Source organism: Hydrogenophaga sp., from assembly GCF_965657535.1.
Lineage (GTDB): Bacteria > Pseudomonadota > Gammaproteobacteria > Burkholderiales > Burkholderiaceae_C > Hydrogenophaga.
In genome coordinates this window covers 17,747-38,926 of the sequence record NZ_CBFHOP010000009.1, presented here as the reverse complement: position 1 = coordinate 38,926, position 21,180 = coordinate 17,747, and the positions used below count along the sequence as shown (strand labels likewise).

Genomic DNA, 21,180 nt, shown 5'->3' with positions numbered 1-21,180 from the left:
ATGAAAAATAACATTTTCGGTCTGCGTGCTCTGACGCTCTCAGCGCTCGCAGCTTCGCTCCTGGCGGCACTCCCTGCGTGGGCCGTTGACCCCTTTACGGTGCGCGACATTCGTGTGGAGGGCTTGCAGCGGGTGGAGCCGGGTACGGTGTTCGCTTCCCTGCCGTTTCGCATCGGCGAGCAGTACAACGACGACAAGGGCTCTGCCGCGATCCGCTCGCTGTTCGGCCTGGGTTTGTTCAGCGACGTGCGTCTGCAGGTCAATGGTGATGTGCTGGTGGTGATCGTCGAAGAACGCCCCACCGTGGCCGACGTGAGCTTCACCGGCATCAAGGAATTTGACGCCGATGTACTCAAAAAGGCGTTGCGCGATATTGGGCTGACAGAAGGGCGTCCATTTGACAAAGCCCTAGCCGACCGAGCCGAGCAGGAGCTCAAGCGCCAGTACATCAACCGCAGCATGTACGCAGCGCAGGTGGTGACCACGGTCACGCCGGGTGAGCGCAACCGTATCGACCTCAACTTCAATGTGATCGAAGGCGATGTAGCCAAGATCAAAGAGATTCGTGTTGTGGGCAGTCAGGCGTTTTCAGAGGCTACGCTGCGAGGCTTGTTTGACCTGGATACTGGCGGCTGGTTGAGCTGGTACACCAAGTCCGACCGTTACTCGCGTGCTAAGCTCAACGCTGACTTGGAAAACCTGCGCTCTTATTACCTGACGCGCGGCTTTCTGGAATTCCGGATCGACTCGACCCAGGTGGCCATCGCGCCTGGCAAGGACGACATGGCGATCACCATCAACATCACAGAAGGCAACCGCTATGTGGTGTCCTCGGTAGAGCTGGAAGGCGAATACCTGGGCAAGGAAGCCGAGTTCAAAACGCTGGTGAGCCTGCGGGCCGGCGAGCCTTACAACGTGGAAGACGTGTCCCGTACGGTGAAGGCGTTTACCGATTATTTCGGCGCTTTCGGCTACGCGTTTGCCCAAGTGGAAGCCACGCCCGAGATCGACAGAGTCAACAACCGCGTGGCTTTTGTATTGCGCGCGCAGCCTGCCCGGCGCGTGTATGTGCGGCGAATCAACGTGGAAGGCAACAACCGCACGCGCGACGAAGTGATTCGCCGTGAGTTTCGCCAGCTGGAATCGGCCTGGTACGACAGCGATCGGATTCGCCTTTCGCGCGACCGGGTGGACCGCCTGGGCTATTTCACCGAAGTCGGCATCGATACCCAGCAGGTGCCTGGCGTGCCCGATCAGGTGGACCTGACCATTTCGGTTGCCGAAAAGCCCACCGGTAACCTGACGCTGGGCGCCGGCTATTCCCAGGCGGACAAGCTCTCCTTGGTGGCTGGTATCAAGCAGGAAAACGTGTTTGGCACCGGTAACTACCTGGGTCTCGATCTGAACACCAGCGAGTTCAACCGCCAGTTCGTGCTGAGCACCACAAACCCGTATTTCACGCCTGACGGCATATCTCGCACGTTTGACCTGTACTACAAGACCACGACGCCTTACACCGAGCAGGGTGGTGACTACCGCCTGATCACGCCGGGCGTGAGCGTGCGTTTTGGCGTACCTTTCACCGAGCAGGACACGGTATTTTTTGGTGTCGGCGCAGAACAGACCCGCATCGAGGCGGGAACCGGTCTGCCTGAGGCTTACCAGACCTACGCCAACACATTTGGTTCAAGCAGCACGTCGGTACCGCTGACGATCGGTTGGGCACGCGACGGTCGAGACAGCGCCCTGGTACCCAGTGAGGGCCGTTTGCAGCGCCTCAACACCGAGTTGGGCGTGGCGGGCGACACCCGTTACATCAAGGCCAGTTACCAGTTTCAACAATACATTCCGCTGACCAAGCAGTACACGCTGGCGTTCAATACCGAACTGGGCTACGGCAAGGGGCTGGGCGGTCGTGATTACCCTGTGTTCAAGAACTTCTTTGGGGGTGGCTTGGGCTCGGTGCGCGGCTTTGAGCAAGGCACGCTGGGTCCTACGTCGAAAATTTTGAACTCAACCGATGAAGTCAATATCGGTGGCAACCGCAACGTTGTGCTCAACGCCGAGTTCATCACGCCGTTCCCCGGCGCGGGCAACGATCGCACCCTGCGCTTGTTTGGATTCATGGACGTAGGCAACGTGTATGGCCCTGGCGAAAAATTGTCGGCATCTGATCTGCGCGCTTCCGTCGGTTTGGGCCTGAGCTGGATCTCGCCCATTGGCCCGTTGCGCTTTGCTTATGCGAACCCCATTCGCAAGCAGGCAAACGATAAAATCCAGAAATTCCAGTTTCAAATCGGAACCTCCTTTTAATGATGACCCTTTCTCGCATGTTCAACCGCCACGTTCTCTTGGCTGCCGCCCTTGGAATCTCCACCATGGTTGCAGCAGCTCAGGATTTCCGGGTCGGTTTTGTGAACACCGATCGCATTTTTCGCGAAGCCAATCTGGCCAAGTCGGCCCAGGTGAAGCTTGAGCAGGAGTTTTCCCGCCGGGAAAAGGAGATTCAAACCCTCGCCTCCCAGCTCAAGAGTGCGTCCGAAAAATTTGAACGCGAAGCGCCTACGTTGGCCGAGGCGCAGCGCGTGATCCGCCAGCGCCAGCTGGTGGAACAAGACCGCGACTTTCAGCGCAAGCAGCGCGAATTTCAGGAAGACCTGAACCTTCGCAAGAACGAAGAGCTGCAAGGCGTGCTGGAGCGTGCCAACCGCGTGATCAAGCAAGTGGCCGAGGCCGAAAAGTACGACTTGGTGATCCAGGAGGCCGTCTACATCAACCCCAAGCACGACATCACCGACAAGGTGCTCAGCGGCTTGAACGGCGCGAAGTAAAGCGGCGGGCTCGGGCGTGTCAAGGCCATTGGGCACCCTTGTTGATGCCCTGGGCGGCACACTGCACGGTCCGCGCGATGCGGTGGTGGACCGGCTGGCACCGCTCGCCACCGCAGGTCCCACTGACTTGGCTTTCATTGCCCAGGCGCGCTATGCCAGTCAGCTGCAAACCACCCAGGCAGGTGCCTTGATCGTGCCATCCAGCATGCAGGAAGCGGCTGCGCAACGCGGCGCCTGTATCGTTACAGACAACCCCTATGTGTATTTCGCCCGCCTCACACAATGGTGGCGCAGCGAGCACGATGAGCGTGCAGAACCCTCAATCGACCCACTGGCCAGCATACACCCCACAGCGCTAGTGGCCGAAGGGGTGGACATTGGCCCGTTTGCTGTGGTGGCCGCCGGCGCACGGATCGCTCGTGGTGCGCGCATTGGGGCCCATGCGGTGGTGGCAGCCGGTGCGTCCATTGGTGTCGACTCGCGCCTTCACCCGCGGGTCAGCGTGGGCGAACGCTGCGTGGTGGGCGCACGTTGTGTGTTGCACCCTGGCGTTGTGATCGGGGCCGATGGTTTTGGATTCGCCCAGCACGAGGGCGCGTGGATCAAGATCGAACAACTGGGTGCCGTGCGCATTGGGGACGATGTCGAGATTGGTGCCAACACCTGTATTGACCGTGGTGCGCTTGATGACACCGTAATCGAAAACGGTGTGAAGCTGGACAACTTGATACAGATTGGACACAACGTGCACATCGGTGCACACACCGCGATGGCGGGCAATGCGGGCGTAGCTGGCAGCGCCACCATCGGCGCGCATTGCACCGTGGGCGGCGGCGCGGTGGTGTTGGGGCATTTGACGCTGGCAGACGGCGTGCATGTGTCGGCCGCTTCGGTGGTGACCCGTTCCTTGCTCAAGCCAGGCCACTACACCGGCATGTTTCCCATCGACGACAATGCGGCTTGGGAAAAGAACGCCGCCTCACTCAAACAACTCAACCGCCTGCGGGAACGGCTCAAAGCCGTCGAACAGGCTCTTGCACAAGCCCAAAAAAGCATCTCTAAACCATGATGGACATTCACCAGATTCTCAAGCAGCTGCCACACCGCTACCCGTTCATTCTGGTGGACCGTGTGCTTGAACTCGACAAGGGCAAAAGCATCAAGGCGCTGAAGAACGTCACCATCAACGAGCCTTTTTTTGGCGGCCATTTCCCACACCGCCCGGTGATGCCGGGCGTGCTGATGCTCGAAGCCATGGCGCAAGCTGCTGCGTTGTTGGCATTTGACACCGTGGGTGTGACGCCCGACGACAAGACGGTGTACTACTTTGCCGGCATCGATGGCGCGCGCTTCAAGCGTCCGGTCGAACCCGGTGACCAGCTCGTGATGGACGTGACGCTGGATCGCATGAAAGCCGGCATCTTCAAGTTCAAGGGCATCACGCGTGTGGGGGCTGACGTGGCTTGCGAAGCCGAGCTGATGTGCACCATGCGCACCATCGCCTGAACCCCCGGATCAGCTGTTTATGGGAACGATCCACGCCACCGCTTTGGTGGACCCAGCCGCAGAGCTGGACACGTCGGTTTCGGTGGGGCCTTACACGGTCATTGGCCCGCATGTAAAGGTGGGTGCAGGCACCACCATCGGTGCGCACTGCGTGATTGAAGGCCACACCACCATTGGCCGGGACAACCGCATTTTCCAGTTCAACTCGCTGGGTGCGATACCGCAGGACAAAAAGTACGCGGGTGAACCTTGTGAACTGGTCATTGGGGACCGCAACACCATCCGCGAGTTTTGCACCTTCAACATTGGTTCGCCGAGCGATCGGGCCCGCACCGAGGTGGGCAACGACAACTGGATCATGGCTTACGTGCACCTGGCGCACGATTGCGTGGTCGGTAACCACACCATTTTTGCGAACAACTCGCAGCTGGCTGGCCATGTGGTGGTGGATGACTGGGTGATTCTGGGCGGCTTCACGGTGGTGCACCAGTTTGTGCGCGTGGGTGCCCACGCCATGACAGCCATGTGTTCGCTGCTGTTTGCCGACCTGCCGCCCTTTGTCATGTGTCAGGGCCAGCCTGCGCAGGCCCGCTCGATGAACTTCGAGGGGCTGCGCCGCCGGGGCTTCTCGCCCGAGCGCATATCGGCGGTGAAGGCCATGCACAAGGCCTTGTACCGCGACGATCTCACGCTTGCGCAAGCCATGGAACGTATCGCTGGCCTGAACGATAAGAGTCCGGACGCGGGTCCCGATGTGGCCATGATGCTGGATTTTTTGCGCCAGGTCGCACCCCAGCGCGGCATTGTTCGCTGAGCCCATGACACAACCCAGGCGTTTTGCGCTGGTTGCCGGCGAAACGTCTGGTGATCTGCTGGCGGGCTTGCTGTTGAAGGGCATGCGCCAGCGATGGCCCGACCTTCAGGCCACAGGCATCGGCGGGCCGCGCATGGTTGAGCAGGGCTTTGACGCGTGGTGGCCCAGCGAAAAGCTGGCCGTGCGGGGTTATGTCGAGGTGCTGCGGCACTACCGCGAAATCGTGGGTATCCGGGACCAGCTGAAGCAGCGCCTGTTGGCCGCTGAACCGCCCGACGTGTTCATTGGCGTGGATGCGCCCGACTTCAACCTGGATCTGGAAGCGGCGCTGAAAGCCCGGGGCATCCGCACCGTGCACTTTGTGTGTCCGTCCATCTGGGCGTGGCGGCCCGAGCGGATTGAAAAAATCCGCCGCAGCGCCGACCATGTGCTGTGCATTTTCCCTTTCGAGCCCGAGTTGCTGGCACGCCACGGCATTGATGCCACGTACGTAGGCCACCCTCTGGCCGATGTGATTCCCATGGAGCCCGATCGGGCCGCTGCGCGTGCCCGGCTGGGCTTGGCCGATGACGATACTGTGGTAGCCATCTTGCCGGGCAGCCGAGCCTCTGAGGTGCACTACCTGGGAGCGGTGTTTTTTGCGGCCGCAGCGCTTTTGATACGCCAGCGACCGCAGATCAGGCTGGTGGTGCCAGCGGTGCCCGCCCTTCAGCAGAAAATTGAAGCAGCAGCCCGTGCGGCCGGCTTGGGTGCGCAGTTGACGGTGGTGCCAGGGCAGTCGCACACGGTGCTGGCGGCTTGCGACGTCACGCTTATTGCGAGCGGCACGGCCACGCTGGAAGCTGCGCTGTTCAAGCGACCGATGGTAATTGCCTACAACATGAACTGGTTGAGCTGGCAAATCATGCGGCGCAAGCAGCTGCAGCCCTGGGTGGGCTTGCCCAATATTTTGTGCAACGACTTTGTGGTGCCGGAATATCTGCAGGGAGCGGCCACACCGCAGGCGCTTGCGCAAGCCGTGCTCGCATGGCTGGACGCGCCTGAGAGAATGGGCGCCTTGCAGCAGCGCTTCACGGCGCTACACCACAGCTTGCGCCAAAACACCGCCCAACGGGCCACCGATGCGATCGAAAAAGTTCTTGAAGCCTGAGCAGGCACCGCTGGCCTGGGATGTCCCAGGTTTGTTGGCGGGTGTCGATGAAGCTGGGCGCGGGCCGCTGGCTGGCCCGGTGGTGGCCGCCGCCGTGATCCTGGACGACCTCGCGCCCATCAGGGGCCTGGCCGATTCCAAGCAGCTCACCGCTGCGCGCCGTGAGAGGCTCTACGACGAAATACGGGCCAAGGCGCTGTGCTGCAGCATTGCGCTGGCCTCGGTCGAAGAGATTGACCGGCTCAACATCTTGCAGGCCACCATGCTGGCCATGCAGCGCGCGGTGCAGGGTCTTCGGCTCAAGCCCCACAAAGTACTGGTGGACGGCAACCGCCTGCCAGCCCTTGATGTGCGGGCTGAGGCGATCGTGTCGGGCGACGCATTGGTGCCGGCCATTTCTGCTGCGTCCATCCTGGCCAAAGTTACGCGCGACCGCATGTTGAACGAGTTGCACGAGCAGTACCCTGCTTACGGGTTTGACCGCCACAAGGGCTACGGCACGGCACAGCACATGCAAGCCTTGCAGGCCCATGGCGCTCTGGACGTCCACCGCCGTTCTTTTGCGCCTGTGGCGCGTGCGCTGGCCGCGGCCAGCGTTGCTGCCCCGGCAGCGGGCGAGCCGTTGGCGCCTGCAGCAACCCCCCGTTTATGAACACACCCATCCCCATCACCTCCCGCGACAACCCGCTGCTCAAACGCCTACGTGTGCTGGCGCATGACACAACGGCTTACCGCAAGCAGGGCCAGGTATGGCTTGAAGGAGACCACCTCTGCCGCGCGCTGCTGGCGCGTGGACGGCGCCCCGAGATGGCTGTGTTCACCGAGGTCTTCTGGCAGCAGGCGCCACACGATCTGCGGGATGCAGCCGACAAAATCGTCACCATCCCGGCCCCCCTAATGGCCAGTATCAGTGCGCTGGAATCGCCTGCGGGCGTGGGCTTTGTCTGGAATCTGCCGACCGGTGCAGGTTTGTTGCCCGGTGAACCCGCGGTGGTGTTGGATCGCTTACAGGACGCCGGCAATGTGGGCTCCATCTTGCGCAGTGCCGCCGCGTTCGGCTTTCGGCAGGTGTTAGCGCTGAAGGGAACCGCCGCACTCTGGTCGCCCAAGGTCTTGCGCGCAGGCATGGGCGCGCACTTTGCCCTGCACCTCGTGGAGGGCCTGTCGGTAGCCGACCTTGCTGGTCTGGCCGTGCCATTGGTGGGCACCAGTTCGCACCAGGGAGACTGGTTGCATCAGGCCCAGCTGCCCTGGCCCTGTGCCTGGGTGCTGGGGCACGAAGGGCAGGGCGTCAGCCCGGAACTCTCTTCGTTGGCGGGTCGGTCCGTGCGCATTGCGCAGCCCGGCGGCGAAGAGTCGCTCAATGTGGCCGCCGCCGCAGCCATCTGTCTGCATGCCAGCGCGGTTTCTTGCGCCGTGGCTGCGGGTTGATGCCGCGCACGGTTTGCCTCGGTCCTGGGTGAGGCGCAAAGCGCACCGTCTTGGGGCAGAATAGTTGAAAACGACCGGCCTGGCTGCCGCGCTTGGCGAGGCGGTCGGGGCCTTGCGGCTATAATTCCGGGGTTTACCCGCAAACGGCGCAACCCCGCGTCTGCCCGGGCTTCCTGCCCAGGTTCACCGACCAGTTCAAGGTGTTTCGGCTTGCCTGAAACGCTGCGAAATGGTGCGTTCCTCCCCTGGTTGCGCGCCTTGAAAGGTGCGAGTGAGCCTCAAAAATCATTTGGAGAACCCCGTGCTTCCCGTCCACCCGAAAGCCCTTCTCGCGCTCGCCGACGGCACGGTCTTTACAGGCATATCCATTGGCGCAACTGGTCAGACCACAGGCGAAGTGGTGTTCAACACCTCGCTCACCGGCTACCAGGAAATCCTCACCGATCCCAGCTACTGCCAGCAGATCGTCACGCTCACGTATCCGCACATCGGCAACACCGGTGTCAACCGTGAAGACGTGGAGGCCAACCGCGTCCATGCTGCTGGCCTGATCATCAAAGACCTGCCCCTGTTGGCGTCCAACTTCCGCAGCGTTGAGACCCTATCCCAGTACCTAGAGCGTGAGGGCACCGTGGCCATCGCCGAACTGGATACCCGAGCCTTGACGCGCCGCTTGCGTACCCACGGCGCTCAAAACGGCTGCATCGTCGCCTTGCCCGCAGGCGAGGCCCTGACCGATGCGCATCGCGAGCAGGCCGTGGCAGCAGCCCGGGCGGCCTCCAGCATGGCTGGAAAAGACTTGGCCAAGGTGGTGTCCGCCACCGAGCCCTACACCTGGACGCAGACCGAATGGCAGCTGGGTTTTGGCTACGGCGAGCAGATTGCGCCGAAATTTCATGTGGTGGCCTACGACTTCGGCGTCAAGCACAACATCCTGCGCATGTTGGCCCAGCGCGGCTGCAAGATCACCGTGGTGCCCGCGCAGACCCCTGCCGCCGACGTGTTCAAGCTCAAGCCCAACGGCGTTTTCCTGTCCAACGGCCCGGGCGACCCGCAGCCATGCGACTACGCCATTGCCGCAGCACGCGAGATCATTGAAAGCGGCGTGCCCACCTTCGGCATTTGCCTGGGCCACCAGATCATGGCGCTGGCCAGTGGCGCCAAGACCTTCAAGATGAAGTTCGGCCACCACGGCGCCAACCACCCGGTGAAAGACCTGGATAGCGGCCGCGTGAGCATTACCAGTCAGAACCACGGGTTTGCGGTGGACGAAAAGAACCTGCCTGCCAACCTGCGTGCCACCCATGTGAGCCTGTTTGACGGCACCTTGCAGGGCCTGGCCCGCACCGACAAGCCTGCGTTCTGCTTCCAGGGCCACCCGGAAGCGTCTCCTGGCCCGCACGACATTGGTTACCTGTTCGACCGTTTCATCGGTTTGATGCAGCCAGCCAACGCCGCTTGAACCAGTCCGAAGCAGCCAATCCTTTTTCCACAGGCCTCCATGAAGCTCTTCAGTTTTCCGGTGTTCGCGGTTGAGAAGGCCATAGCCAAGCGCATGCTGACGCTGGAGCCGCCCCACAAAGAGTGGTTTGCCCAGCGCTGGGCACAAAAACCATACCGCAAAGCCTTTGTTGAAAACAAGGCCATGCCGCTGGTGACCATGCTCGCCAAAGGAAAAAGCTGGGACGACGCCACCTTCAACGAGGAGCTCAGTGCCTGGGATGCGCGGTTTTATCCGGCCGAGGTGGACGTGTTGCGTCCCATGATCGAAGGCGACGGCCTGCTGCAGCTGATGCAAAAAAACGTCCCAGCCGAGCGCATACAGGCGCTGCTGACCCACCTGGAAACCCAGCGGCAGGCCTGAAGTTGCCTGCGCTCAAAGACACCTAGCGAACCCCATGCCCAAAAGAACCGACATCCAAACCGTCCTCATCATCGGCGCCGGCCCGATCATCATCGGCCAGGCCTGTGAGTTCGATTACTCCGGCGTGCAGGCCTGCAAGGCGTTGCGCGAAGAGGGTTACAAGGTCGTGCTGATCAACAGCAACCCGGCCACGATCATGACCGACCCGGCCACGGCCGATGTAACCTACATTGAGCCCATCACCTGGCAAACAGTCGAAAAAATCATCGCTAAAGAGCGTCCTTTGAACGCTGGCGGCTTTGCCATTTTGCCCACCATGGGTGGCCAGACCGCGCTGAACTGCGCCCTCGATCTGTGGCACAACGGCGTCTTGAAGAAATACGATGTTGAGCTGATTGGCGCTTCGCCCGAAGCCATCGACAAGGCCGAAGACCGCCTAAAGTTCAAAGACGCCATGACCAAGATCGGTCTGGGTTCCGCGCGTTCGGGCATCGCTCACAGCATGGAAGAAGCCTGGACGGTACAAAAGACCGTGGGCTTCCCGGTTGTCATTCGCCCCAGCTTCACGCTGGGCGGCACGGGCGGCGGTATCGCCTACAACCCGGAAGAGTTCGAGACCATTTGCAAGCGCGGTCTGGAAGCCTCGCCAACCAACGAGCTGCTGATCGAAGAGTCGCTGCTGGGGTGGAAAGAGTACGAGATGGAAGTGGTGCGCGACAAGGCGGACAACTGCATCATCGTCTGCTCGATCGAGAACCTGGACCCGATGGGCGTGCACACCGGCGACTCGATCACCGTGGCCCCAGCACAGACGCTGACCGACAAGGAATACCAGATTTTGCGCAACGCCTCGCTGGCCGTGCTGCGCGAAATTGGTGTAGACACCGGCGGCTCCAACGTGCAGTTCTCCATTAACCCGGCCGACGGCCGCATGGTGGTGATCGAGATGAACCCGCGTGTATCGCGTTCGTCGGCGCTGGCCTCCAAGGCCACTGGCTTCCCCATCGCCAAGGTGGCGGCCAAGCTGGCCGTGGGCTACACGCTGGACGAGTTGCGCAACGAAATCACCGGCGGCGCCACGCCGGCGTCGTTCGAACCGTCGATCGACTACGTGGTGACCAAGATTCCGCGTTTTGCGTTTGAGAAATTCCCCACCGCCGACAGCCGCCTGACCACGCAGATGAAGAGTGTGGGTGAGGTGATGGCCATGGGACGCACCTTCCAGGAAAGCTTCCAGAAAGCGCTGCGCGGCCTGGAAGTGGGTGTGGACGGCATGAACGAAAAAACCCAAGACCGCGAAACGCTGGAGCGCGAACTGGGCGAACCTGGCCCCGAGCGGATCTGGTACGTGGGCGATGCTTTTGCGGCCGGTTGGTCGATGGAAGAGGTGCACCAGTTCACCAAGATCGACCCCTGGTTCCTGGTGCAAATTGAAGAGATCGTGAAGATCGAGTTGCAGCTGGAGCAAACCAGCCTGGAGGCGCTGGACGCCGACACGCTGCGTGGCTTGAAGAAAAAGGGCTTCTCTGACCGCCGCCTGGCCAAACTGCTCAAGACCACTGAAGCCGCCGTGCGCGCGAGCCGCATCGCGCAAAACATTCGCCCGGTCTACAAGCGGGTGGACACCTGCGCGGCCGAGTTCGCCACCGACACCGCCTACCTGTACTCCACTTACGAAGGCCACGGTGATGGCGAGTGCGAAGCCGAGCCAACGACCAACAAAAAGATCATGGTGCTGGGCGGTGGCCCGAACCGCATCGGGCAAGGCATTGAGTTCGACTACTGCTGCGTGCACGCCGCTCTGGCCATGCGCGAAGACGGGTACGAGACCATCATGGTCAACTGCAACCCGGAAACCGTATCCACCGACTACGACACCAGCGACCGCCTGTATTTCGAGCCGCTGACACTGGAAGACGTGCTGGAAATTGTGGACAAGGAAAAGCCGTTGGGCGTGATCGTTCAATACGGTGGCCAGACGCCGCTCAAGCTCGCTTTGGGCCTGGAGGCCAACGGCGTCCCCATCATCGGCACCACGCCCGACATGATCGATGCGGCAGAAGACCGTGAACGTTTTCAGAAACTGCTGCACGAGCTGGGCCTGCGCCAGCCGCCCAACGCCACCGCCCGCACCGAGCCTGAAGCGTTGGAAAAAGCTGCTGCCCTGGGTTACCCGCTGGTGGTGCGCCCCAGCTATGTGCTGGGTGGCCGGGCTATGGAAATCGTGCACGAGCAGCGCGACCTGGAGCGCTACATGCGCGAAGCTGTCAAGGTCAGCCACGACTCACCGGTGTTGCTGGACCGCTTTTTGAACGACGCGATTGAGTGCGACGTGGACGCCATACGCGACCACACCGGCCGCGTGTTCATTGGCGGTGTGATGGAACACATTGAGCAGGCAGGCGTGCACAGCGGCGACTCGGCGTGCTCGCTACCGCCTTACTACCTGAGCAAGGCCACGGTGGACGAGCTCAAGCGCCAGACGGCGGCCATGGCCGAAGGTCTGAACGTTGTGGGCTTGATGAACGTGCAGTTCGCCATCCAGGAAACAGATGCCAGCGGCGAAAAGACAGACGTGATTTTTGTGCTGGAAGTGAACCCCCGTGCTTCGCGCACGGTGCCCTTCGTTTCCAAGGCCACAGGTATCCAGCTGGCCAAGGTAGCAGCGCGCTGTATGGCCGGTCAGTCGCTTGACGATCAGGGCATTGGTGCAGAGGTCACGCCGCCTTATTTCAGCGTCAAAGAGGCCGTCTTCCCCTTCGTCAAGTTCCCGGGTGTGGACACCATCCTCGGCCCCGAGATGAAGTCCACCGGCGAGGTGATGGGCGTGGGCAAGACCTTTGGCGAAGCCTTTGTGAAGAGTCAACTCGGCGCGGGTACCAAGCTGCCCACTACCGGGCGGGTTTTCCTGACGGTGAAGAACAACGACAAGCCTCGCGCTGTGGAGATTGCGCGCGAACTGGTGGTCATGGGGTTTGACCTGGTGGCCACACGCGGCACGGCGTCTGCCATCAGCGCCGCTGGCGTGCCGGTGCAAACCGTGAACAAAGTGACCGAAGGCCGCCCGCACATTGTGGACATGATCAAGAACGGTGACATTGCGCTGGTGATTAACACGGTGGAAGAGCGCCGCAACGCGATCGCCGATTCGCGCCAGATCCGTACCTCGTCCTTGCTGGCCCGCGTCACCACCTTTACCACCATCGCAGGTGCTGAAGCGGCGGTGGAAGGCATGAAGTACATCGACAGCCTGGGCGTCATTTCGGTGCAGGAAATGCACGCGCAACTGACGGCCTGATAGCGGTCGCTATTTGCGGCTTGGGTACCTTGGGCATCGGTGCTGAACGGCGCTGGTGCCCGTTTTCATTTTTGGTTTCAAATGCACCGCCACCCGGCGAGCGCCTGTTTCTTTCGCGGCATAATCTCTTTTCATGAACACCGCCGAGCGGCAACGCCCGGCGGTTTGCTTTTGGAGAATCAATCTTATGTCCACTATCCCCATCACCAAGCGCGGCGCCGAGAAACTGAAGGAAGAACTTCACCGCCTGAAGACGGTTGACCGCCCTTGGGTGATCAACGCCATTGCCGAAGCGCGCGCGCAGGGTGACCTGAGCGAAAACGCCGAATACGATGCTGCCAAAGACCGTCAGGGTTTTATCGAAGGTCGCCTCGCTGAGATTGAAGGCAAGCTGTCTGCGGCCCAGATCATCGATCCACTGACGGTGGATGCCGGGGGCCGAATCGTGTTTGGTGCCACCGTGGAACTGGAGGACCAAGACAGCGGTGTGCCGGTGACTTACCAGATCGTCGGGGAAGACGAGGCCGACCTCAAGCTGGGCCTGGTCAACATCAGCAGCCCCATTGCGCGCGCGCTGATTGGCAAAGAAGAGGGTGACACCGCCGAGGTGCAGGCTCCCGGCGGTACCCGGCGCTACGACATTGTGTCGGTGCGCTACGAGTGACGGGCTTGTGATACAGCAACTGGCGGTTCTCGTAGCAGCCCTTTGGTGGGGCGGTATCTCGGGCATCAGCTTCGTGGCTGTGCCCACGCTGTTTGCCAGCCTGGGCAGCCCTGCGGTGGCGGGTCCGGTCGCGGCCAGGCTGTTTTCCCTGCAATGCTGGGCAGGTTTGGGACTCGGCCTGGTGTTGCTGTTGTTGCTGCGCCGTCAGCGTTCCGCAGCGCACTTTCCTCGGGCGGGTGAGGCGGTAGACCCGGCTCGTGTGCAGGCCATGCAGCGGGTGCTCACCACCATGGGCTTTGTGCTCGCGGCCATGCTGCTGGCGCTGCTGCAAGAATTTGGTGTTGCACAAAAGATCGTGACGGCGCGCGCTACGGGTGGCGATTTGCGCCTGTGGCACAGCCTGGGCACGCTGATGGTGCTGGGGCAGTGGCTGTGTGCGGGCGCTGTGCTCTGGAGGCTATCGCCCCGAAATCCGTCGTAACGCCCATCAGCACAGCGCTGACGGCGCGGGGCGATCACTTCGTGCGTTCAGCCGATTCCAGCGTATTCACCATCAGCATGGTGATGGTCATGGGGCCTACGCCGCCGGGCACCGGAGTGATGTAGCCCGCTACTGCTTTCACGCCTTCAAAGTCAACGTCGCCGCAGAGCTTGCCTTCCTCGTTGCGGTTCATGCCGACGTCGATCACCACGGCACCGGGCTTGACCATGTCAGCGGTGAGCACATGGCGCTTGCCCACGGCAGCCACGATCACATCGGCCTGCAGCGTCATGGCTTTCAGGTCTTTGGTACCGCTGTGGCAGATGGTGACGGTGGCATTTTTTTGCAGCAGCATCAGCGCCATGGGTTTGCCCACGATGTTGCTGCGGCCGATCACCACCGCGTGTTTGCCTTTCAGGTCGTATCCAATACTTTCCAGCATCTTCATGCAGCCGTAGGGCGTGCAGGGCCAGAAACCGGGCATACCGGTCATCAGTGCGCCAGCGCTGGCGATGTGAAAACCATCCACGTCCTTGGCCGGGTCAATCGCTTCGATCACCTTTTGTGCATCGATGTGGGCGGGCAGCGGTAGCTGCACCAGGATGCCGTGGATGGAGGTGTCCCTGTTCAGCGCATCCACACGGCCGAGCAGTTCGGCCTCGGTCAAGCTGGCGGGCCAGGTTTCCAGCACCGAGTGCATGCCGGTATCTTCGCAGGCCTTGACCTTGTTGCGCACGTACACCTGAGAGGCCTGGTTATCGCCCACCAGAATCACGGCCAGACCGGGCGTGACGCCCCTGGCTTTGAGCGCGGTCACGCGGGCGCCGACGTCGGCACGGAGTTGGCGGGAGAGGGCGTTGCCGTCGATCAGTTGGGCGGTCATGGCGTTGGGACAGGAGTGGTTTTGAAACGGAAACGCCCGCCGGTGAGGGCAGGCGTCGATAGGGCTGTTCAAGTGTCTGTCTGTCAGGCTTTGGCTGGTGTCTGACCCAAGGCGATTTTCAGCAGATCGGCCACGGTGTTGGCACCCAGTTTTTCCATGATGTTGGCGCGGTGAGCCTCGACCGTCTTGATGCTGATGCCCAGGTCGTCAGCGATTTGCTTGTTCAGGCGTCCGGCCACAATGCGCTCTAGCACCTGCGCTTCGCGGCTGGTCAGTTTGGAGAGCAGTGCATCGCGGCTGGCTGCTTGCTGGTAGGTGGAAAACGCTTCTTTGGCGCGTTCCAGCATGCGCTCGACCAACGCCACCAGTTGCTCTTCCTTGAACGGCTTCTGGATAAAGTCCAGGGCACCTTTTTTCATGGATTCGACTGCCATCGGTACGTCACCGTGGCCCGTGATGAATACGATTGGCAGCGGTGACTGGCGTTCGATCAGGCGGTCTTGCAATTCCATCCCCGTCATGCCGCCCATGCGAATGTCGGCAATCAGGCAGGCCACTTCGCGTGCGTCATAGCGGCTTAGGAAAGCTTCTGCAGATTCGTAGCACCGCACCCGGTAGTCCTTGCCCTCCAGCAGCCATTGCAAAGAATCTCGCACGGCTTCGTCGTCATCGACCACATAGACGGTGCCTTTTTTGGGGATCAAACTCATCTCGCTCTTTCTATGTCCGTCAACGACTGTGCGGTGGTGCTGTCTGTCGTACCTTCGGGTCGCAGCCGTGAAACCACGGGGATCCAGAAGCTGAAGCAGCAGCCCACCACTTCGGCGCCATTGTAGATGTTCTGAACTTGCATCCTTCCGTGGTGCGATTCCACGATGCTTCGGCACAATTTGAGGCCAATGCCCATGCCTTCGCTCTTGGTGCTGTAAAACGCTTCGTAGATGCGTTCGATCATTTCGTCGGGGACGCCACTGCCCGAGTCGCGCACTGCAAATTCCACCACGTCTTGGTCGTCCTGGCGCTTGGGGCCAACGCGCAACTCCACATGCCGTTGACCGGGCAGGCGACCCGCTTGCGCGATGGCTTCGCCGGCATTCTTCAGCAGGTTGATGAGCACCTGTTCGATCAGGATCGGGTCCACCAGCAGGTTGGGCAATCGGGCCGCGACGTAGGGCGTCAGGCGCACCTGCTGCCGGCGCAGTTCGATGTCGGCCAGCTCGATCGCGTTGCTCACCATGAGCGACACGTCGGACAGCGTGGGGTTGGGTTCGCTGCGCTTCACAAAGGCACGGATGCGCTGAATGATCTGACCGGCGCGCTGGGCCTGGCGTGCGGTTTTTTCCAGGGCACCAAGCAACTCGTCTTGCGTGATGCGGTCTTCCTGCACGCGCGAAATCATGCCGTTGCAGTAGTTGCTGATGGCGGTGAGTGGCTGGTTGAGTTCGTGCGCCACGCTGGACGCCATTTCACCCATGGTGATCAGGCGGCTGGCAGTTTGTGCGCGCTCGGCTTGGCGCGAAGCCTGTTCCTCGGCGTTGCGTCGCGGCGTGATGTCGCTGGCAATCACCATCTGGGCCAGCCGGCCGTCTACCCAGGTGAGGTAGCGGGTGCGGACCTCCAGCCAGCGGTCGAGTTCTTCCACAAAAACCTCGGCGTTTTCTGCGCCCGCTTCGGTCAGGGTGTCGGTCGGCATGCCGGCAAATGCGTCCACCGCATCGCCATTGTCCGGGCTCGGCGTGGGCTGGTTGCCGGCCAGCTCCACCAGGTGCCGGTGGCCCTGGCCCCGGGTGCCAAACCACAGGCGGTACATCTTGTTGGCAAACAGCATTTCGTCGCTACCCAGCGGCGCCACCGACACCGCCGAGTCCAGGCTTTCCAGCACCGTGGTGAAGCGCTCGTACGACGCCGACAGTTCTTCACGAATGCGCTTGGGCTCGGTGATGTCGGTCATGGAGGTCATCCAGCCGGTCTGGTGTCCTTTGGGATCGATCAGGGGCGACACGTACATGCGGGCGTCAAAAATGCTGCCGTCGCGGCGCTGCACCCGAACCTCAAAACCGCCCGGTGTCGACCGCCCGCTGAGCTCGTCCTCCAGCCGCGCGGTAAGTTGGTCGTGGTCGTCGTCGGGCCAGTAGGGGAACGGCGCGGTGCGGCCCACCAGCTCGCCTTCGGTCCATCCCGTCATGGAGCAAAACGCTGGGTTCACGTAGGTGATGCGGCCCTGGATGTCCAGCGCGCGCATGCCGGTGAGCATGGAGTTTTCCATGGCGCGGCGGAAATTGGTTTCAGCCACCAGCGCTTGCTGCGCCTGTACGCGCCGACGCGTGTGGCGCCAGGTGCCCAGCAGCATCCACACGGTGAGGGCGCTCAGCGCGCCGATGACCCAGAAGAAGCCGCTGCCCACGATGTCTTGTGAGGTGCGGTAGCCCTGGGCCTTCAAGATCAGGCCGTTGCCCACCGGGGACACGGCCACCTCATGCTCCAGCGGCTGTTCCGACCAGGGCAGCAGGCGCAGCACCCCGTTGGACGATTGCAGGCTGCCCGCCAGCACGCGGCCCCGGTCATCGAGCAGCGCCACGGCGTAGCGGGCCATTACCTCGGGCGGGATGCCAAAACGCATCAGCCCGTCCACCGAATATTCGCCCATGACGGTGCCGGCAAACCGCCCTTGTTCGGACAAAGGCACCTGCAACATGAGCGTTGCGAGGCGAGGGTCTTCGCCCATCGGGCGCGAATAGATCGGCTGGCGCAGGTCGCGCGCCAAGTCAAACGAGCCGTCGGTTTCGTTTGGCGCCAAGGCACGGCCCGGCAAACGGGCGAGGTGGGGCGGCGCGCTGGGTGACGCGTAGCTGGCCAACACATTGCGCCGGCTATCGACCCAGGTGACGGCCAGCAGTTCGGGGAACTGGCTGATCAGCGATTCAACCTGAAACTCAAATTCTTCGTCCAAGATTTCCTTGTTGTCCACCTCTCGGGCCAGCCGCATGAGCTGTTCCTGACGCTCTAGCAGGCGCAGGCGCAGGCGCTGCTGCGCGTACTCCACGTCGCGGGTCACCGCTTCCTGTTCGCGCTCAAGTTCTTCATAGCGCAGGTAGGTGATGGCCACCACGATGGCCGACAGAAACAGCAGCACCGACAGCAGCGGCGCGAGCGTTGCAAAACGGTCTTGCCGCGAGGGCGGGAGCTTGCGCCACCAGCGCTTCCACCAGTTGGAGGCTGCGGGCGGGGTGGGTACGTTGGGCGGTGTGCTGGGCAAAGGAATCATCTGAACCGAAGTCTACGTGAGAGCTTCCCACGCCAGCGCTGTGCGCGCGCAAATGCGGTCGGTTCATGCGTTGTTTCGTGTTCACTAATATTTCACAATATAGAAACTAAAAGCACATATTGAAATTTTGAAAAAGCTGTGGGAAAATTCGTGACAGGGCGGAAGGGCCGCCGTAAGCTTTGTTCAAACCAATAGGAGACAAACATATGTCAGCGATCGACGCTCTCAATGGCCGTGGTGCCGGGGATGTGGATTCCCAGGAAACCCGTGAATGGATGGAGGCGCTGGCCGCCGTGATTGAGCGGGAAGGTCCGGACCGCGCCCACTTCCTGCTGGAGCAGCTGCTTGAAGAAGCCCGCCAAAACAGCATCGACCTGCCGTTCTCGGCCAACACCGGCTATGTGAACACGATCGAGACCAACGAAGAAGCCCGTTGCCCGGGCAACATCGAAATTGAAGAGCGTCTGCGCGCTTACATGCGCTGGAATGCCATGGCGATGGTGGTGAAGGCCAACCGCCACAACCCCGAAGACGGCGGTGACTTGGGCGGTCACATTGGCTCTTTTGCCTCGCTGGCCCACATGTTTGGCGCCGGCTTCAACCACTTCTGGCACGCTGAAAACGAAAACCACGGTGGCGATTGCCTCTACATCCAGGGCCACGTGTCGCCCGGTGTGTACGCCCGCGCGTACCTGGAAGGCCGCCTGACCGAAGAGCAGTTGCTCAACTTCCGTCAGGAAGTGGACGGCAAGGGTCTTTCGAGCTACCCGCACCCCAAGCTGATGCCCGAGTTCTGGCAGTTCCCCACGGTGTCCATGGGCCTGGGCCCGCTGATGGCGATCTACCAGGCGCGCTTTCTGAAGTACCTGCACGCCCGCGGCATTGCGAACACCGAGAACCGCAAGGTCTGGGTGTTCTGCGGCGACGGTGAAATGGACGAGGTCGAGTCGCTGGGCGCCATCAGTTTGGCTGCGCGCGAAAACCTGGACAACCTGATCTTCGTGGTGAATTGCAACCTGCAGCGCCTGGACGGCCCGGTGCGCGGCAACGGCAAGATTATTCAGGAGCTCGAAGGCGAGTTCCGTGGCTCTGGCTGGAACGTCATCAAGCTGCTGTGGGGCAGTGGCTGGGACCCACTGCTGGCTCGCGACAAAGACGGCGCCCTGCGCAAGATCATGATGGACACGCTCGACGGCGACTATCAGTCGTTCAAGGCCAACGATGGTGCTTACGTGCGCAAGCACTTCTTCGGCCGCGATCCCAAGGCGCTGGAAATGGTGGCCCACCTCTCCGATGACGACATCTGGAACTTGAAGCGCGGTGGTCACGACCCACAAAAGGTGTACGCCGCGTACCACAAGGCGGTGAACCACAAGGGCCAGCCGACCGTACTTCTGATCAAGACCGTGAAGGGTTTTGGCATGGGCAAGTCGGGCGAGGGCAAGAACAACGTGCACCAGACCAAGAAGCTGACCGACGAAGACATCAAGATCTTCCGCGACCGCTTCAACCTGCCGATCCCGGACAGTGAATTGCCCAGCCTGCCGTTCTACAAGCCAGCCGACGACACGCCGGAAATGCAGTATCTGCATGAGCGGCGCAAGGCCCTGGGCGGCTACCTGCCCAAGCGCCGCACCAAGGCCGACGAGAGCTTCACCGTGCCCTCGATCGACACCTTCAAGAGCGTGATGGAGCCAACCGCTGAAGGCCGTGAAATTTCCACGACCCAGGCCTACGTGCGATTCCTCACCCAGCTGTTGCGCGACCAGGCTCTGGGCCCGCGCGTGGTGCCGATTTTGGTGGACGAGGCCCGCACCTTTGGCATGGAAGGCTTGTTCCGCCAGATCGGTATTTACAACCCGGCAGGTCAGAACTACACCCCGGTCGACAAAGACCAGGTCATGTACTACAAGGAAGACAAGGCCGGTCAGATCCTGCAAGAGGGCATCAACGAAGCCGGCGGCATGAGCAGCTGGATCGCGGCGGCCACGAGCTACAGCACCAGCAACCGCATCATGGTGCCGTTCTACGTGTACTACTCGATGTTCGGCTTCCAGCGCATTGGCGACCTGGCCTGGGCTGCGGGCGACATGCAGGCGCGCGGTTTCCTGCTGGGCGGCACCTCGGGCCGGACCACGCTGAACGGCGAAGGCCTGCAGCACGAAGACGGCCACAGCCACATCCTGGCCGGCACCATTCCGAACTGCATCAGCTACGACCCGACGTTTGCGCACGAAGTCGGCGTGATCCTGCACCATGGCCTAAAGCGCATGGTGGAGAAGCAGGACAACGTGTTCTATTACCTGACGCTGCTGAACGAAAACTACGCCATGCCCGGTCTCACACCCGGCACCGAAGAGCAGATCATCAAGGGTATGTACCTGTGCAAGCCCGGTGCTGCCGGCGACATGCGTGTGCAGCTGCTGGGCTCCGGCACCATCCTGCGCGAATCGATCGCCGCGCAAGACCTGCTGGCCCAGGACTGGGGTGTGCAGGCCGATGTGTGGAGCTGCCCAAGCTTCAACGAGCTGACCCGCGATGGCCAGGACGCCGAGCGCTTCAACCTGCTGCACCCCACCGAAGCACAGCGCGTGCCTTTCGTGACGCAGCAGCTGCAGCCGCATGCCGGCCCGGTGGTGGCCTCCACCGACTACATGAAGAACTACGCCGAGCAGATCCGTTCGTTCATTCCCAAGGGCCGCACCTACAAGGTGCTGGGCACCGATGGTTTTGGCCGCAGCGACTTCCGCAGCAAGCTGCGCGAGCACTTCGAGATCAACCGCCACTACATCGTGGTGGCAGCGCTCAAGGCGCTGAGCGAAGAGGGCACCGTGCCAGTGGCCAAGGTGGCTGAAGCGATTGCCAAGTACGGTATCAAGACCGACAAAGTGAATCCCCTTTACGCATGAAGCCCACCCACCCCGGCAGCGTCTGCAGCACTGCTCCCGACAGGGGTGAAACCAGCCGGCTGGCATGCCAGTCTTGTGGCTTCT

Annotated in this window: 17 protein-coding genes; 14 read left to right on the top strand and 3 right to left on the bottom strand. The window is 61.7% G+C overall.

Features of this window, described 5'->3' with window-relative positions; translation table 11 throughout:
• From bamA to ACTG4K_RS15590, 13 genes are all read left to right on the top strand, one after another.
• Positions 1-2,313, top strand: a complete 2,313-nt coding sequence (gene bamA / locus ACTG4K_RS15650; protein WP_439115150.1) for an outer membrane protein assembly factor BamA — start codon at positions 1-3, stop codon at positions 2,311-2,313.
• A gap of 65 nt (positions 2,314-2,378) precedes the next feature.
• Positions 2,379-2,831: an OmpH family outer membrane protein gene (locus tag ACTG4K_RS15645; protein ID WP_439115149.1), complete on the top strand. Its 453-nt coding sequence runs from the start codon at positions 2,379-2,381 to the stop codon at positions 2,829-2,831.
• Positions 2,832-2,847: 16 nt separating this feature from the next.
• Positions 2,848-3,900: a UDP-3-O-(3-hydroxymyristoyl)glucosamine N-acyltransferase gene (lpxD, locus tag ACTG4K_RS15640; RefSeq protein ID WP_439115148.1), complete on the top strand. Its 1,053-nt coding sequence runs from the start codon at positions 2,848-2,850 to the stop codon at positions 3,898-3,900.
• Positions 3,897-4,337 (top strand): 3-hydroxyacyl-ACP dehydratase FabZ, encoded by a 441-nt coding sequence (gene fabZ / locus ACTG4K_RS15635; RefSeq protein ID WP_439115147.1) that lies wholly within the window; start codon positions 3,897-3,899, stop codon positions 4,335-4,337. Before lpxD ends, fabZ begins: the two co-directional genes overlap by 4 nt.
• Positions 4,338-4,356: 19 nt before the next feature.
• Positions 4,357-5,151 carry an acyl-ACP--UDP-N-acetylglucosamine O-acyltransferase gene (gene lpxA / locus ACTG4K_RS15630; protein WP_439115146.1) on the top strand — a complete coding sequence of 265 codons (795 nt, stop codon included), beginning with the start codon at positions 4,357-4,359 and terminating at the stop codon, positions 5,149-5,151.
• 4 nt (positions 5,152-5,155) lie between these two features.
• The gene (gene lpxB, locus ACTG4K_RS15625; RefSeq protein WP_439115145.1) at positions 5,156-6,301 is read left to right on the top strand and encodes a lipid-A-disaccharide synthase; all 1,146 of its coding nucleotides are present in this window, start codon (positions 5,156-5,158) and stop codon (positions 6,299-6,301) included.
• Positions 6,273-6,953, top strand: coding sequence for a ribonuclease HII (gene rnhB / locus ACTG4K_RS15620; RefSeq protein ID WP_439115144.1), 681 nt, complete (start codon positions 6,273-6,275; stop codon positions 6,951-6,953). The genes lpxB and rnhB overlap by 29 nt, the downstream gene beginning before the upstream one ends.
• A complete protein-coding gene (locus ACTG4K_RS15615) occupies positions 6,950-7,732 on the top strand; it encodes a TrmH family RNA methyltransferase (protein ID WP_439115143.1) in 783 nt (260 codons plus the stop codon). Before rnhB ends, ACTG4K_RS15615 begins: the two co-directional genes overlap by 4 nt.
• 301 nt (positions 7,733-8,033) lie before the next feature.
• Complete coding sequence (gene carA / locus ACTG4K_RS15610) at positions 8,034-9,194, top strand: glutamine-hydrolyzing carbamoyl-phosphate synthase small subunit (protein ID WP_439115142.1); 1,161 nt, start codon at positions 8,034-8,036, stop codon at positions 9,192-9,194.
• Positions 9,195-9,233: 39 nt separating this feature from the next.
• Entirely contained in the window at positions 9,234-9,596 is a 363-nt protein-coding gene (locus ACTG4K_RS15605; protein WP_439115141.1) for a hypothetical protein, read from the top strand.
• Positions 9,597-9,630: 34 nt separating this feature from the next.
• Complete coding sequence (carB, locus tag ACTG4K_RS15600) at positions 9,631-12,894, top strand: carbamoyl-phosphate synthase large subunit (RefSeq protein ID WP_439115140.1); 3,264 nt, start codon at positions 9,631-9,633, stop codon at positions 12,892-12,894.
• A gap of 187 nt (positions 12,895-13,081) precedes the next feature.
• Complete coding sequence (gene greA / locus ACTG4K_RS15595) at positions 13,082-13,558, top strand: transcription elongation factor GreA (RefSeq protein ID WP_439115139.1); 477 nt, start codon at positions 13,082-13,084, stop codon at positions 13,556-13,558.
• 7 nt (positions 13,559-13,565) lie between these two features.
• Entirely contained in the window at positions 13,566-14,039 is a 474-nt protein-coding gene (locus ACTG4K_RS15590; protein ID WP_439115138.1) for a DUF4149 domain-containing protein, read from the top strand.
• Between the two features lie 34 nt (positions 14,040-14,073).
• Here ACTG4K_RS15590 and folD read toward each other — a convergent pair whose 3' ends face one another.
• The 3 genes from folD to ACTG4K_RS15575 form a co-directional block, all read right to left on the bottom strand.
• Positions 14,074-14,922, bottom strand: coding sequence for a bifunctional methylenetetrahydrofolate dehydrogenase/methenyltetrahydrofolate cyclohydrolase FolD (folD, locus tag ACTG4K_RS15585; protein WP_439115137.1), 849 nt, complete (start codon positions 14,920-14,922; stop codon positions 14,074-14,076).
• 83 nt (positions 14,923-15,005) lie between these two features.
• Positions 15,006-15,632 (bottom strand): response regulator transcription factor, encoded by a 627-nt coding sequence (locus ACTG4K_RS15580; protein ID WP_439115136.1) that lies wholly within the window; start codon positions 15,630-15,632, stop codon positions 15,006-15,008.
• A complete protein-coding gene (locus ACTG4K_RS15575) occupies positions 15,629-18,187 on the bottom strand; it encodes a PAS domain-containing sensor histidine kinase (protein WP_439115135.1) in 2,559 nt (852 codons plus the stop codon). The genes ACTG4K_RS15580 and ACTG4K_RS15575 overlap by 4 nt, the downstream gene beginning before the upstream one ends.
• A 206-nt stretch (positions 18,188-18,393) precedes the next feature.
• On the opposite strand from ACTG4K_RS15575, the gene aceE reads away from it, so the two are divergent.
• Positions 18,394-21,096, top strand: coding sequence for a pyruvate dehydrogenase (acetyl-transferring), homodimeric type (aceE, locus tag ACTG4K_RS15570; protein WP_439115134.1), 2,703 nt, complete (start codon positions 18,394-18,396; stop codon positions 21,094-21,096).
• Positions 21,097-21,180: the final 84 nt, after the last annotated feature.

Coding starts and splice junctions, on each gene's coding strand:
- ACTG4K_RS15605 (WP_439115141.1), top strand. CDS start 9,234: ATGAAGCTCTTCAGTTTTCCGGTGTTCGCGGTTGAGAAGGCCATAGCC.
- rnhB (WP_439115144.1), top strand. CDS start 6,273: ATGCGATCGAAAAAGTTCTTGAAGCCTGAGCAGGCACCGCTGGCCTGG.
- ACTG4K_RS15580 (WP_439115136.1), bottom strand. CDS start 15,632: ATGAGTTTGATCCCCAAAAAAGGCACCGTCTATGTGGTCGATGACGAC.
- lpxB (WP_439115145.1), top strand. CDS start 5,156: ATGACACAACCCAGGCGTTTTGCGCTGGTTGCCGGCGAAACGTCTGGT.
- fabZ (WP_439115147.1), top strand. CDS start 3,897: ATGATGGACATTCACCAGATTCTCAAGCAGCTGCCACACCGCTACCCG.
- lpxA (WP_439115146.1), top strand. CDS start 4,357: ATGGGAACGATCCACGCCACCGCTTTGGTGGACCCAGCCGCAGAGCTG.
- ACTG4K_RS15615 (WP_439115143.1), top strand. CDS start 6,950: ATGAACACACCCATCCCCATCACCTCCCGCGACAACCCGCTGCTCAAA.
- greA (WP_439115139.1), top strand. CDS start 13,082: ATGTCCACTATCCCCATCACCAAGCGCGGCGCCGAGAAACTGAAGGAA.
- bamA (WP_439115150.1), top strand. CDS start 1: ATGAAAAATAACATTTTCGGTCTGCGTGCTCTGACGCTCTCAGCGCTC.
- aceE (WP_439115134.1), top strand. CDS start 18,394: ATGTCAGCGATCGACGCTCTCAATGGCCGTGGTGCCGGGGATGTGGAT.
- ACTG4K_RS15645 (WP_439115149.1), top strand. CDS start 2,379: ATGGTTGCAGCAGCTCAGGATTTCCGGGTCGGTTTTGTGAACACCGAT.
- ACTG4K_RS15575 (WP_439115135.1), bottom strand. CDS start 18,187: ATGATTCCTTTGCCCAGCACACCGCCCAACGTACCCACCCCGCCCGCA.
- carB (WP_439115140.1), top strand. CDS start 9,631: ATGCCCAAAAGAACCGACATCCAAACCGTCCTCATCATCGGCGCCGGC.
- folD (WP_439115137.1), bottom strand. CDS start 14,922: ATGACCGCCCAACTGATCGACGGCAACGCCCTCTCCCGCCAACTCCGT.